Below are 14,044 nucleotides of genomic sequence, written 5' to 3'. Positions count from 1 at the left end.
TCCCTATCGTGCGCCCGGCCCCGTACCGGATCGGAAATCCCGGGATCAGGCGTCGATCCGCGACCTGTCCAGCGTGGCCGCCGCACTGGTGATGAACTCCTTGCGGGGTGCCACCTCGTTGCCCATCAGCAGGTCGAAGACCCCCTCGGCGGACTCCAGGTCCCCGATGTTGATCCGCCGCAGCGTCCGGAAGCGCGGGTCCAGCGTGGTCTCCGCCAGCTGGTCCGCGTCCATCTCGCCGAGGCCCTTGTAGCGCTGGATGTCGTCCTTGTACCGGACGTTCTTGCGCTGGAACTCCAGCAGGGTCTGGCGCAGTTCGTTGTCCGAGTACGTGTAGACGTACTTGTCCTGGCCCTTCTTGGGCTGGACCAGCTCGATCCGGTGCAGCGGCGGTACGGCCGCGAAGACCCGTCCCGCCTCGACCATCGGCCGCATGTACCGCTGGAAGAGCGTGAGCAGCAGGATGCGGATGTGCGCGCCGTCGACATCGGCGTCCACGAGGAGGACGATCTTGCCGTACCTCGCCGCGTCGATGTCGAAGGTCCGGCCGGACCCTGCCCCTATGACCTGGATGATCGCGCCGCACTCGGCGTTCTTGAGCATGTCCGAGACGGATGCCTTCTGAACGTTGAGGATCTTGCCCCGGATCGGCAGCAGTGCCTGGAACTCGGAGTTCCGGGCGAGCTTGGCCGTACCGAGCGCGGAGTCCCCCTCGACGATGAAGAGCTCGCTGCGCTCCACGTCGTCGCTGCGGCAGTCGGCCAGCTTGGCCGGCAGCGAGGAGGATTCGAGCGCGGTCTTACGGCGCTGTGCGTCCTTGTGCTGGCGGGCGGCGATACGGGTGCGCGCGGCGGCGACGATCTTCTCCATCACCGAGCGCGCCTGCGCCTTGTCGTCGCGCTTGGTGGAGGTCAGGAACGCCTTGAGCTCCTTGGCGACCACGTTGGCGACGATCCGGTTGGCGGCCGAGGTACCGAGGACCTCCTTGGTCTGGCCCTCGAACTGCGGCTCGGCCAGACGCACCGTGACCACCGCCGTGAGGCCCTCCATGGCGTCGTCCTTGACGACGTCGTCCTCGGCGACGCGCAGCACCTTGGCGGAGCGGAGCGCTTCGTTCACCGTCTTGGTGAGGGAGCGCTCGAAGCCGGAGACGTGGGTGCCGCCCTTGGGGGTGGCGATGATGTTGACGAAGGACTTGACCGTGGAGTCGTAGCCGGTGCCCCAGCGCAGCGCGATGTCCACGGCCAGCTCGCGGGTGACCTCGGTGGGCGTCATGTGGCCGCGCTCGTCGAGGACCGGGACGGTCTCCTTGAAGGTGCCCTGCCCGGTGAGCCGCTTGGTGTCGCTGATCGCCTTGTCCTGCGCGAGGTACTCGCAGAACTCGCTGATGCCGCCGTCGAAGCGGAACGTCTCTTCGCTTTTGCCGACGCCCTCCAGGTCCCGCTCGTCGCGCACGACGATGGTCAGGCCCGGCACCAGGAACGCGGTCTGGCGGGCGCGCTGGTAGAGGTGGTCGAGGGAGAGCTTGGCGTCCTTGAGGAAGATCTGCCGGTCGGCCCAGTAACGGACCCTCGTTCCGGTACGGGTCTTGGGCACGCGCTTGCCCTTGAGCAGGCCGTTTGCCGGGTCGAAGGGGGCGTCAGGGCCGGATTCGGTGAAGATGCCCGGAACACCGCGCCGGAAGCTGATCGCGTGGATGGCGCTGTTGCGGTCGACCTCGACGTCGAGGCGGGCGGAGAGCGCGTTCACCACGGAGGCGCCCACGCCGTGCAGGCCGCCGGAGGCCGCGTAGGAGCCGCCGCCGAACTTTCCGCCGGCGTGCAGCTTGGTCATCACGACCTCGACGCCGGACAGGCCGGTCTTGGGCTCGACATCGACCGGGATGCCGCGGCCGTTGTCCTGGACCTCGACGGAGCCGTCCTCGTGGAGGATCACGTCGATGCGGTCGCAGTAGCCGCCGAGGGCCTCGTCGACCGAGTTGTCGATGATCTCCCAGAGGCAGTGCATCAGGCCGCGGCTGTCGGTGGACCCGATGTACATGCCAGGTCGCTTGCGGACCGCCTCAAGACCTTCGAGGACGAGCAGGTGCCGCGCGGTGTAGTTGGAACCGTCACGGTCCGCGCCGCTCAGCAGTGCGGTGGACGGGACGGTCGTATCGGCGGTCACGCGGTTCGCTCCTCGCTGAATTTCAAATGGGCCCCGATGGGGTACGGGGTCGGCGTCGTTCGCCGCTCAGAGGGTAACGGGGCCTGGTAGAGCGGGTGTAACGCCACCCTCGGGAAAACTCATGCTAGTCCAGACGCGTACACATGTTCGATCCCTCGATGGAGTGACACACATGTCACGTTCCCTTCCGGGCATGAACCATTTAGGCTCCGGGCACGTCCTCTTCAACAACCCGGCAATCCGGCCGGGCGGGACGCACCCCCCAAACACGCACTGAGAACAAGCCAGCCCACAGACAAGCCAGCAACGCGAAACCGTAGAGCGACGCAATACGGCTCATTCGCCGCCAACCGGCAACAGACAACCACTCCGGACGACCTTCGGAAGAACTTTCAAAGAAAAGCCACGAGCGGGAACGTTTTCGGCCTGGTTGGATGTTGACCCTGGTACGACAGCTCGTCGAGCTAGAGAAGAGGCGACGTGACTACTGTTCTGACCCCCGCGAGCCCCCTGACGGCCGCTGACCGATGCGACCGCTGCGGCGCCCAGGCATATCTGCGCGTTCTCCTGGCCAGCGGCGGCGAACTGCTCTTCTGCGCCCACCACGGTCGCAAGTTCGAGCCCGAGCTCAAGAAGATCGCCGCGGAAATACAGGATGAGACGGACCGGCTGACGGTCACGCCTTCGTCCTCGGAGGACGACGAACGCTGACGCCACCAGAGCGTCCACGACGAGCCAAGGACCGGTCCTGACCGGTCGACGGGCGGCCCTCCCCGGGTGTGCGGGGAGGGCCGCCCGTTCTCGTACGTACGCACAGCGCCGCCCCTGACGTACAGAACCCGCTGAGGACCCGCCTACGGGCTTCTACCGGCCGTACGCCACCCGCCCGAACCCGCGGGCGCCGGCGCCCCTCCGCCGGTGCCACAGCAGCGCTCGCACGCCGCAGGGGGGTGCACTCAGCACGTGCGGCGGCCCCGGAACGCCATGCGCTCCGGGGCCGCCGTGCACCTGCCTGCCGCAGGCCGTCCCGTTCAGCTCTGTTCGGCGATCAGCCCGGCCAGCGCCGGGATCCGGGTGTACACCCCGGGGCTCGCCGCCTCCCCGCAGCCGCTCCCCCAGGACACCAACCCGATCAGCCGCCCCCGGGCCACCAATGGCCCTCCGCTGTCCCCCTGGCACGCGTCGTGCCCGCCGTCCGGGTCACCGGCGCAGAGCATGGTGGCAGGCAGATACGTTCCGTCCAGATTCCCGGGGTAGGCCTTCGCGCAGGCCTCGTCCGGCAGCACCCGCACCCGGGCGGCGCGCAGCGCGTTCGCGTAGGCGCCGTCCCCAGTGGTGTCGCCCCAGCCGTAGACCACGGCGGCGGTGCCGGGCTCGGTGGCGAGCGAGCCCTCGGCCGCAATCCGGATCGTGTAGTCCTTGGGCAGAGCCTCGGCGAGGGTGAGTACGGCCACGTCGCCCGCGTTGGACTGCGGGTCGTAGGAGGGATTGACCCAGGTCCGGCGCACCGCAATCTCCCGGCCACCCTGGCCCCGCAGCTCCCCGCGCCCGGCGATGATCTTCAGATCGTGCACCTCGGCCAGCGGTACGCCGAGCACGTCCTGGCCGAGGCAGTGGGCCGCCGTCACCACTTTGGTCGGTGCCACCACCACTCCCCCGCAGAACTGTCCCGCCCGCGTACCCCCGAACCGGTCACGACTGGACACGGCCACCGCCCAGGGGCTGTCCGAGGCCCGCACCGTCTGGCCCCCTATGACGATGTCGTCGGCGGCTGCCGGCCCCGGCGCCGCCAGGGGTGACACGGCCACGGCAGCGGTCAGGGCGAGAGCCCCGGTCAGTGATCGGTTGGTGGGTCGACGCATGCGTCCTCCTGGCTCAGGGGTGAACTCCGCACACCCAGAGTCATCCAGCCCCCACCGCCCCGCACCCTCGCATGCCGCGGGCCCGGCCCTCGGACGCCGTACGACACGTGCGGGACGCGTCGGACTCGTACCGGAGGAACCGGGCCCGCTCGGGGCCGATCACTTCGGGCCGATCACTTCGGGCCGACCGGGATGATCAGTCGAGATAGTCGCGCAGGACCTGCGAGCGCGACGGGTGGCGCAGCTTGGACATGGTCTTGGACTCGATCTGGCGGATGCGCTCACGCGTCACGCCGTAGACCTTGCCGATCTCGTCCAGCGTCTTGGGCTGGCCGTCGGTGAGGCCGAAGCGCATCGAGACCACACCGGCCTCGCGCTCGGAGAGGGTGTCCAGCACCGAGTGCAGCTGCTCCTGGAGCAACGTGAAGCTGACCGCGTCGGCCGGAACCACAGCCTCCGAGTCCTCGATGAGGTCACCGAACTCGCTGTCGCCGTCCTCGCCGAGCGGGGTGTGCAGAGAGATCGGCTCGCGGCCGTACTTCTGGACCTCGACGACCTTCTCGGGCGTCATGTCGAGTTCCTTGGCCAGCTCCTCCGGGGTGGGCTCGCGGCCCAGGTCCTGGAGCATCTGGCGCTGCACACGGGCCAGCTTGTTGATGACCTCGACCATGTGCACCGGGATGCGGATGGTGCGCGCCTGGTCGGCCATCGCGCGGGTGATCGCCTGGCGGATCCACCAGGTCGCGTACGTCGAGAACTTGTAGCCCTTGGTGTAGTCGAACTTCTCGACCGCACGGATCAGGCCCAGGTTGCCCTCCTGGATGAGGTCCAGGAAGAGCATGCCGCGGCCGGTGTAGCGCTTGGCCAGCGAGACGACCAGGCGGAGGTTGGCCTCCAGGAGGTGGTTCTTGGCGCGCCCGCCGTCCTGGGAGATCATCTCCAGTTCGCGCTTGAGCTTCGGCGCGAGCTTGTCGGAGTTGGCCAGCTTGTCCTCGGCGAAGAGACCGGCCTCGATGCGCTTCGCGAGCTCGACCTCCTGCTCGGCGTTGAGCAGCGGGACCTTGCCGATCTGCTTGAGGTAGTCCTTGACCGGGTCGGCGGTGGCACCGGCGACGGCGACCTGCTGCGCGGGTGCGTCGTCCTCGTCGTCGTCGGAGAGGACGAAACCCTTGCCCTCGGTGCCCTCTTCCTCCTCGCCGGCCTTGGCCGGGGTCTCCTCGGTCGGCTCCTCTGCGCCGGCCGTCTCGTCCTTCTTCGCGGCGGTCTTCTTCGCCGCCGTCCTCTTCGCGGTCGTCTTCCTGGCAGTGGCCTTCTTGGCCGTCGCCTTCTGCGCGGCGGTCTTCTTGGCGGGTACGTTCTCGTCGAGAGCCGCGTCCACGGTCTCCGCCGCGGGGGCTGCAGTGGCCGCAACTGCCCTGGGAGCGGCGGCACTTGCCGCCACGGTCCGGGCGACGACCCTCCTGTCCGGGGTCTTCGCCGCGACGCTCTTGCGGGCGCGCTTCGGCGGCTCCGCGGCAGTGACCATCAGCGTCACACCCTCTTCCTCAAGGATCTGATTGAGGCTGCGCAGGACGTTCTTCCACTGGGTCGGCGGAATCCGGTCAGCATCGAATGCCCGACGCACGTCGTCGCCGGCGATCTGCCCATCAGCCTTCCCCCGCTCGATGAGCGCCAACACACACTCGGACTCGGCGATCTCCGGCGGGAGCGTACGGAATGTGCTGGCCGACACGAACAACCTCTCGGAACGATGGAAATGGCGTCCGACCCCGCCCGCGAGGGCCTGAGCCGACGACCACCGGCTGGGGATGCACCGGCGGACCGGGCGAAGACCGAAAGCGGGGCAGCGCCGCGAGCGGCACCTGTCGTTCCCTCCGGCTGTCACCTCTTAGGTCATCGCGGGATACCTGGGAGCGTTACGCCCAATCTTCGTGGCCCGAGTCACAGGCGATTCGCGGCGAATGCCACGGAAGGGGAGGGCGCCCGCAATCGTGTCGCCGAACCCAAGAGGTCCGGCGACACGGGGCGCAACGGCCCGCACAGGGCGGGGATTTCGGGTCGATACGCTGTCAGTGCTCGCGCGGCGCAGGAACCACGCGCTCCACTTCGGGGTGCACGGTGAGGAGTTGACGCATCGCCGACTCCGCTCCCGAACCGTCGCCCGCGGCCAGGGCGTCGGCGATCCGTGCGTGGTGGGACAGCGAGGCATCGGTGGGGCGGTCACAGCCGACGATCGGCCCGCCGGACACCTGAAGGGCGCAGGAAACGATGCCGGAAAGGTGCTCCAGCATGCGGTTGCCCGCGAGCTGGATGAGCAGGGAGTGGAATTCGGCATCGGCCCGGGAGAAAGTGAGCGAGTCGCCCTGGGCGAGCGCGTGCCCCATGATCTCGACCATGTCGTTGATGCGCTGCTGTACGTCCTCGCGCCCGTGTCCGGCGGCGAGCCTGGCCGTGAGCGGCTCGATCGTCCAGCGAAGTTCGGCGAGTTCGCGTCGCTGATCGTCGCGCTGCGGACCGAAGGCACGCCACTCGATGATGTCGGGGTCGAGCAGATTCCAGTCACTGACCGGGCGGACACGGGTACCTACATTGGGACGGGCGCTGACGAGGCCCTTGGCCTCCAGGACGCGCAGGGATTCACGGACCACGGTGCGGGAGACCTCGAACCGCTGACCGATCTCCTCGGGCACGAGCGGGCGGTCGGCGCCGAGATCGCCGGAGACGATCATCTGTCCGAGCTGCTGGACGAGTTGGCCGTGCAAACCGCGGCCGCGGTTGCCGGCGGAGCGGCGGCCGACCCGGCCCAGTTCGGATTCCGGGCTGTCCCAGCCGAGGGGGCCGGTCCGGTCGGGGGCGGACGTCTCCGCGTACGGGTAGCGGTCGAGTTCGCCAGGCCCGGCAAGACCTGAGTCGACGGTGCGGGCGGCGGTCATCATGGTGTGCGCAAGGGTACTCACGGATCAGTTGTCGGCCGGAGTTCCCTGCCCCTTGAGGTCTTTGGTGAAAAGCACACGAAAGGGTGATCACCGCCCACTCTTCAATTGACGCCTTATCGGCAGGAAATGGGCGTTCCACGGGGAGTTGTGGCCGGTTTGGCAACCGGACATCAGCTTGCGGTCACCAACGGGCCTTGCGGCGAAGCCCGATGAGCAGATACGCGCACAGGAGTGCAGGGAGCGACAACATCAGTGCGACACCGACCGGTTGGGCGACGATCCGCAGGCCGGAGAGCAGCCACTGGTCGATGTCGGCGGGCAGCCTCAGCCACATCAGCTCCCGCAGCCTGTGCGGAAATCCGGCGATCGAACGCGCGGCCGGTCCGGTGAGCAGGTGCTGAACGGCCGGAGCGACGAGGACCGGTACGGCGAGTACCGCCGCCAGTCCGGCGGCGGTGACCCGGAAGACGCCCGCACCGAGCAGCCCTGCCCAGGCGCAGCCCGTGCAGAGTGCGGCCCAACTCGCCGCCTGCGCAGGCATTGCCCCCGCGAGATCCGCCAACTCCACGCCGTACAGGAAGCGCAGGACCAGGAAGTCGGTAATTGCCGTCGTGGCGGCAAGGGCCAGGGCGAGGCCCCCGGTGACGGTGAGCTTGGCGAGGAGGAGCCCGAGTCTGCGGGGGGAGGTACCCCGGGAGACCGAGAGCGCCGGGTAGCGGAACTCGTCACCGAAGGCGTACGCCCCGAGCAGCCCCGCCCCGAAGGCGGCCGGAGGCAGCGGGAGCAGACCGGGCCAGCCGGCCAGCGCGGCGGGGAGGGGGGTGTCACCGCGGTGTGCGAGGAGGGCGGCGAGAACGGCTGAGACGGCCAGGACGGTGGCGATCGCCGCCCAGGTGGTTCTGGTGCCGAACGTACGGCTCAGCTCGTACCGGAGGAGGCGGAAGGGCCGGAGGGGGCGGAGGGGGCTACGGAGGGGGCGGGGTGGGGCCGAAGTGTGGAGTGGTGCGGGAGTGGTGGATAGTGCAGAGGTGTGGGGTGGGGTTGAAGTATGGGGTGGGGTTGAGGTGTGGCGTGGTGCAGGCTGTGTCGCTTCGGGCCCGGTGGTGGGATCCGGGGCGGCGGGGCTTCCGGTGTGTTGTCCGGGGGCGGGCCGGGGACCCATGTCGCCAATCTCGTCGGCGAGTTGATGCAGTGGTACGCCGTGCCGGAAGGCGGTGTCGCCGATGACGGCGCAGCTGCTGCCGTAGACGGAAAGGCGGTTGCCGCCTTCCGGTACGACCTCGACGGAGCGGCGGCCCACTCTGGCCTCCTTGCCGAGCAGGGCACCGAGCCGGAGGGCCTGCGGGGTGCGGACGGCGACACGGGGGCGCAGCCGGGTGCGGGCGAAGTCGGCGGCTGCCTGGTCTGCGACGAGGCGTCCCGCGTCGAGGGTGACGACGCGGTCGGCGTTGCGGGCGGCTTCCTTGGGGTCGCCGGTGGTGTAGAGCACGGTGCCACCGTGGGCGGCGTGGGCGCGCAGGAGTCCGAACAGCCAGCCGGTGTCGCGGGGAGAGAGGTCGGCGGCGGGTTCGTCGAGGAGCAGGGTGTGCGGGTCGGTCAGCAGGGCGGCGGCGAGGCCGAGCCTGCGGTCCATGCCGAGGGAGAGCGAGCCGAGGCGCCGGCGTCCTAGTCCGGTGAGGCCGACGACGTCGAGGAGTTCGTCGGCGCGGGTGACGGGGACCCCGGCCGCGGCGCACAGCATCCGGAGCTGGCCGCGTGCGGTGCGGGAGGGGTTGCCGGGTACGTCGCCGAGGAGGGCGCCCACCTCCCGGGCGGGGTGGGCGATCCGTGGGAGCGGACGACCTCTGAAGTAGGTGACCCCACGGCCCTGTTCGAGGGAGAGCATCAGGCGCAACGCCGTGGTCCGGCCGGAGCCCGGGGCGCCCAGGAGGGCGGTGACCTGGCCGGGCCTGGCCTCGAAGGTCAGGTCGTCGACGACGGGCGGGCGTCCCCGGCGGGCGGTGCTGGTGAGTCCGATGGCCTGGAGCATCGCTTCCCTCGCGTCTGTTGCGTCTCCCGCATCTCCCGCCTCTCCCGCCTTCTTTCGCGGAAGGTGGGGACCGCGCGGCGGCCGGACGGGTACGTCAGCAACATAACGCGACATTTCAGACTTTTTGTGCAGCGAGAGGAAATGCGGGTGTCAGGCCTCGCCGGGGACGGGCCCGATACCGGGGTCGCGATCGACGTCGTGGGTCAGACCTCGGGGCGGAGCATGGGGGGATTGAGTACGTTCGCACCGCCCGCCCGGAACAACTGTGCGGGACGGCCGCCCTGACGGGTCGTCGTGCCGCCGGAGGGGACGAGGAAGCCCGGGGTGCCGGTCACCTTGCGGTGGAAGTTGCGCGGGTCGAGGACCACGCCCCACACCGCCTCGTACACCCGGCGCAGCTCGCCGACGGTGAACTCCGGGGGGCAGAAAGCGGTGGCGAGTGACGAGTACTCGATCTTCGAGCGGGCCCGTTCCACCCCGTCCGCGAGGATCTGCGCATGATCGAAGGCGAGTGACGCCTGCTCGCCCTCCCTGCCGATGCCGTCGTCGAATCCGTTGTCGTGGCCGAGCAGATCCTCCACCGGGGCCCAGCGGGCGCTGTTCGCGTCGCCGCCCGCACGGGGGGCGGGAAGGTCCGGGGCGAGAGCGAGGTGGGCCACGCTGACCACCCGCATCCGGGGATCGCGCCCGGGGTCGCCGTAGGTCGCGAGCTGCTCCAGGTGAGCTCCGTTACCGAGGGCGGCGGCGGTGGTGGCGTGCGCGGTGGGCACGGACAGTGCGGTCGGCGCCGACACCGCGACCAGCCCGGTCTCCTCGGCGAGTTCCCGGGCTGCGGCGCCCGCGAGGTCCTCGTCGGCGCGGACGAAGCCACCGGGCAGCGCCCACCGCCCCTGGAAGGGGGACTCTCCGCGCCGTACGACCAGCGCGCAGAGCGCGTGACGGCGCACGGTGAGCACCGCCAGATCCACGGTGACGGCGAAGGGCGGGAAGGCCGACGGATCGTAGGGCGACATGCCGTGATCATAGTCGTCTTCCTGACGATAAACAGTCCCCTCAGCGCTCCCCATGTGCCTCCTTCTCTCTCCCGCCGCCCTCTTCCGCACGCCGTCCTCCCCGTCGTGCTGCCTCGTGTCAGACACCCAGCTGAAGCCCGTCCGCGGCTTCCTCGACCATGCCGAGCCCGAGCCTGCTGACCCGTGCGGCGAAGGCCTCGGAGGCGACCCGCAGCCCGGAGAGCTGCAGGGCTCCGAGCGGGGCGCCGGAGAGCGGGGCCAGCCGGACCGTGCCCGCAGGGGCGTCCGGACGGATGCCCACCAGAGTGGAGAGCAGATGGATTCCGGCGGCGGCCGATACCGCTGCCGGACGGCATGCCGCCGGATGCGGCAGCGGGAGGCTGTCGGCGGTGCGCTGCTCCCCCGCGTACATCTCGGGCAGCCGGTACCCGAAGGCCGCCGCCGCGTCGATCAGTCCGCGCAGCAGCGATCCCGCCTCCTTCTCGTAGCCCGCCGCTGCCAGTCCGGAGACCGCGACGGCCGTTTCGTGGACCCGCACGGCGCCGCTGCGGTGGCCGAACGGATTGTGGGCGGCCTCCTTGGCGCCGAGCCCACGCAGCCCCCAGCCCGAGTCCATGGACGGGCCGCCGAGCAGCCTGGCCAACTGCTCGGTCTGTACCCTGCCCAGCAGTCCGGGAGCGAGTTCCCCCGCTCCGAGCAGTCCGGTGTCCAGCAGGTGCACGGAACCGGCGCCGAGGTGGGGTACCAGCCTTCCGTCGGGCGTCCTGGCCGCTGCCGGCCGTCCTCCTGCGCGGTCCTCGATCCAGAATTCCTGGCGGAACGCGCGGCGCAGGGCCGCCGCCCATTCGCGCCAGCCGTCCCCGCCCGGCCGGCCGCAGGCGTCCAGGAGATCTGCGCCGAGCAGGGCGGCGCGGTGCGCGTGGGCCTGAGTCTCCGCCCGGCACAGGCCGCCGGGGCCGGGATCCGTGAGGTAGACCCCGCTGTCCGTGGCCATGCGCAGCCAGTCGAGGCAGCGCTCGGCGGCGGGAAGCAGTTCCGCGAGGTCCTGCTCGGGCAGTCCCCAACGCCGGGCTTCGGCGAGCACGGCGGGGAAGGCCAGGGTCGCCTCCACTCCGGTGCAGCCCGGGGGCAGATGAGGGCCTGCGTCCCTGAAGGGGCCGGGGATCTGGCCGTTGCCGCCCGCCTGGGAGCGCGCGAGGGTACGCAGTGTGGTAGCCGCCAGCCGGGTGCCGAGCGGCAGTGCCATCCTGACCGCCCAGAGCGCCTCGGCCGGGGCGAGCCCGCAGCGCCAGGGAACTCCGGCCGCCGGGTACACGTCCGCGGGGTGGGCCGGGTCGCGCATCAGCAGGGAGCGCAGGTCGTCGACGCTGGTACGGAGCAGGTCCCGCACCCTCGGGTCGTCGCCCTCCGCGGTCGCTTCGGGCAGTGGGCAGCTTCCGGCCCGGCCCGCGGAGCGGACCATCCGGTCGGTCCTGACCCGCAGTTCGATGGTCCGGGAGCCACCGGCCGGCAGCTCCATGTCCCAGCGCAGCAAACCGGCGGAGGCGAGTGCGTCCCCGGGCGGCGGGTCGGCCGTCACCACGGCCATGGCACCCGCCGCGGACCAGCGCAGTCCGGAGTCGTGGACGCTGGCGGGCAGTTCGGGTCCGGGGCGGCCCGCTCCGATGGATCCGAGGTCCGCGAGGTCGGTGCCCAGGGTGATCTCCACCGGGACCCGGAGCGGGCGGGGTACCGAGTTGCGCAGAGTGATGCGCTCGACGCCGTCGGCGGTCCTGACCCGTTCGACCGCGACCGCCGGGTCGGGTCCTCCGTCGCCGGGGGTGCGGACCACGGCCATGAACCTGGCCCGGTCCGCGCCGGTCAACCTGCCCTGTACGGAGACTGGTTCACGTCCTGCGATCCGCAGTACACAGCGCGAGAGCAGTCGGCGGCCGGCCTGGTAGAAGCCTTCGAGTCCGCGTCCCGTGAGTTGACCGTGCTCCGCCGAGACGGCGAGCGAGGGCAGGTCCACGCAGACGAGCATCGTGTGCACGGCGGGCAGTTCCGCGGGCGGGCCACCTCCAGGGGTACTCCCCCGGGCGTGGCCGGTGGCCGGTGCGGGGCGGCGGGGCGACGACGGAGTGCCGCGGGCCGCGGAGGACGGCGGGACGGTTATGGCCATGGGATGCCTTCTCTGCGCTCCGAAGGATGGCGACGGATGTGACGGTCCCGTGCGCGCGGTGCCGCCACACAGGTGAACGGCGGCGCGGGCGGCTGGGTCACGGCCGTGAGGCCCGGGGAAACCGGACACCGGGCAGGCAGGGTGGACTTCCGGCCACGACAGGTGCGCCGTCGGCCACTTCGCTGCCGCTGGATCCGGCTGCCCCACCACCCGCCGTGTCGCACGCCCCGGCTGCCCCACCACCCGCCGTGTCGCGCACCCCGGCCACCCCCACACGGGTCGTGTCACGCGCCCCGACCGCCCGGTCGCCTCACTCGCCCCCACTGCCCCAACACCCGTACCCGCTCTCCACCTCATCGCCCGCTCCTCGCCCCACGCCGGGCCCGGAGCGGCGTCTCCCGTCGCCGCACTCCCTCTCGCGTCGCCGCCTGAGCGCCGCGCACTCCGGCCGGACGTACTCCCGCCGGACGTACTCCCGCCGCCCGTCCCCCTGCCGCCCCTGCTGCGGGGCCACCCGTCGGCCTCCCCCGCCTCACCCCACGAGCCGGCCGCCCGCTCCCGCCTCGTCCCGCGGCCCGCACCTCGCGAACGGTCCGCGCCCGGCCGCCCCGTCCGCCCCTGCTGCTCGCGGCCACCCTGCGACGCCGGGCCGTGTTCCGGTCCGGTCGGCCCACTCCGGCGCCGGGTCGTCCGGTGCGCGCGGCCCGGTCCCTGCGCAGGCAGGTACGCAGCCGCTCGGGGTCGAGGCCCTCGTTGCAGGCCTGGTGCAGGAGTTGGGCGAAGGTGTACTCGCGGTCGGTGCGCAGGGCGAGGCCCAGGGCGGCCCGGGCCTCCGGTTCGTCGCCCGTGGACCAGGCGACCCAGCCCGCGAGGGTCAGGGGTGGCGCGGCATAGGTGTCGTACGGCCCGGCGCATCGCCTGGCGAGGAGTCGCCAGAGCCGCAGCGCGGGCGCGGCCTCGGGGCCCTCCATCCACTCCGCCGCGCGGTCCCTGGTCTCCCGGTCCTGGAGGCCGATTACGACGGTGGCCGCTTCCTCGTCGCTGACCAGTTCGTCGTCGGCGATGTCCGCCGCCGCCCAGGAGCCCCGGGGCGCCGGTGCCAGCGAGAGCCGCTTGATCAGGACGTGGGCCAGGTCGAGCGTCTCCTGCGCGACCTCGGCTCGGCCGGAGGCACTCAGGATCCGCGGGACCACCCGGCCGCCCACGGTGTCCATCGCCCGCACCCGCTCCCGGAGCAGGGACGGATCGCCCGGGCGGGGCGTGAGCCGGTCCTCCATCTCCCGCAGCGTTCCGCGCACTTGGATGCCCGCGTACGCCGCGGCCGCCGCCATCACCGACGTCCCGGGCAGTGCCAGCCCCGTACCTTCGGACGGGCAGCACCGGCCGTCCGGGCAGCAGTAGGACCAGAAGCGGCCGCCCGAAATGCACAGCGCCTCCAGAACGGGGACGTCCAGGGCTCCGCAGGCGGTGCGCAGCCGCTGGGCGAAGGTGCGCAGTCGCTCCATCACCTGCCTGCCGCTCTCGCCGTCCTGCGGGTCCTGGCAGAGGAAGACGACGATGCCGTCCGGGCGGTCGCCGCGCCGCTCGCTGTTGGTCACCAGCGAGTCGGCGAGCTGGCCGGCCACCGGGGCCCATTCCTGCGGGGACTTCGGGATGCCGAGTCGCAGCCGTCCGCCGAACCGGCCGCGGCGCCCGTGCAGGGCGACCATGACCACGGAGTCACTGGGGAAGTAGCCCATCAAGTACGGCAGGGCGTCGGCCAGTTGGGCCGGGCCTCGCAGGGTGATCTGCTGCTCTTCGGTCGCTTCGGTGAGGTCGCCGGGCCCATGCTGTTCACTGTTCGTGTTCATGTCGTTACCGTGCATCAGCTTCCGCGA

The 14,044-nt window shown here is 71.1% G+C and carries 9 protein-coding genes; 1 reads left to right on the top strand and 8 read right to left on the bottom strand.

Going from position 1 to position 14,044, the window contains the following annotated elements:
* Positions 1–45 precede the first annotated feature (45 nt).
* Positions 46–2,166: a type IIA DNA topoisomerase subunit B gene (locus tag ACIA73_RS35035; RefSeq protein ID WP_399442984.1), complete on the bottom strand. Its 2,121-nt coding sequence runs from the start codon at positions 2,164–2,166 to the stop codon at positions 46–48.
* Between the two features lie 480 nt (positions 2,167–2,646).
* On the opposite strand from ACIA73_RS35035, the gene ACIA73_RS35030 reads away from it, so the two are divergent.
* Positions 2,647–2,877 (top strand): hypothetical protein, encoded by a 231-nt coding sequence (locus tag ACIA73_RS35030; RefSeq protein ID WP_399442983.1) that lies wholly within the window; start codon positions 2,647–2,649, stop codon positions 2,875–2,877.
* Positions 2,878–3,197: 320 nt separating this feature from the next.
* On the opposite strand, the gene ACIA73_RS35025 is transcribed toward ACIA73_RS35030, so the two are convergent.
* The 7 genes from ACIA73_RS35025 to ACIA73_RS34995 form a co-directional block, all read right to left on the bottom strand.
* Positions 3,198–4,028 carry a S1 family peptidase gene (locus ACIA73_RS35025; RefSeq protein WP_399442981.1) on the bottom strand — a complete coding sequence of 277 codons (831 nt, stop codon included), beginning with the start codon at positions 4,026–4,028 and terminating at the stop codon, positions 3,198–3,200.
* 196 nt (positions 4,029–4,224) lie between these two features.
* Entirely contained in the window at positions 4,225–5,760 is a 1,536-nt protein-coding gene (locus tag ACIA73_RS35020; RefSeq protein WP_399442980.1) for an RNA polymerase sigma factor, read from the bottom strand.
* A 337-nt stretch (positions 5,761–6,097) separates the two neighbouring features.
* Positions 6,098–6,985 carry a FadR/GntR family transcriptional regulator gene (locus tag ACIA73_RS35015; RefSeq protein ID WP_399442979.1) on the bottom strand — a complete coding sequence of 296 codons (888 nt, stop codon included), beginning with the start codon at positions 6,983–6,985 and terminating at the stop codon, positions 6,098–6,100.
* Positions 6,986–7,145: 160 nt separating this feature from the next.
* A complete protein-coding gene (locus ACIA73_RS35010; RefSeq protein WP_399442978.1) occupies positions 7,146–8,993 on the bottom strand; it encodes an ATP-binding cassette domain-containing protein in 1,848 nt (615 codons plus the stop codon).
* Positions 8,994–9,196: 203 nt separating this feature from the next.
* Positions 9,197–10,006: an NUDIX hydrolase gene (locus ACIA73_RS35005; RefSeq protein WP_399442977.1), complete on the bottom strand. Its 810-nt coding sequence runs from the start codon at positions 10,004–10,006 to the stop codon at positions 9,197–9,199.
* A 118-nt stretch (positions 10,007–10,124) separates the two neighbouring features.
* Entirely contained in the window at positions 10,125–12,167 is a 2,043-nt protein-coding gene (locus ACIA73_RS35000; protein ID WP_399442976.1) for a glycogen debranching N-terminal domain-containing protein, read from the bottom strand.
* Between the two features lie 353 nt (positions 12,168–12,520).
* Complete coding sequence (locus ACIA73_RS34995; RefSeq protein ID WP_399442975.1) at positions 12,521–14,017, bottom strand: DUF4192 domain-containing protein; 1,497 nt, start codon at positions 14,015–14,017, stop codon at positions 12,521–12,523.
* Between the last annotated feature and the right edge of the window lie 27 nt (positions 14,018–14,044).

Origin of the sequence: Streptomyces sp. NPDC051561 (assembly GCF_044454195.1) — a bacterium.
Taxonomy (GTDB): Bacteria; Actinomycetota; Actinomycetes; order Streptomycetales; family Streptomycetaceae; genus Streptomyces.
The sequence above is the reverse complement of the archived record's forward strand: the minus strand, read 5'-3'. Positions and strand labels throughout refer to the sequence as shown.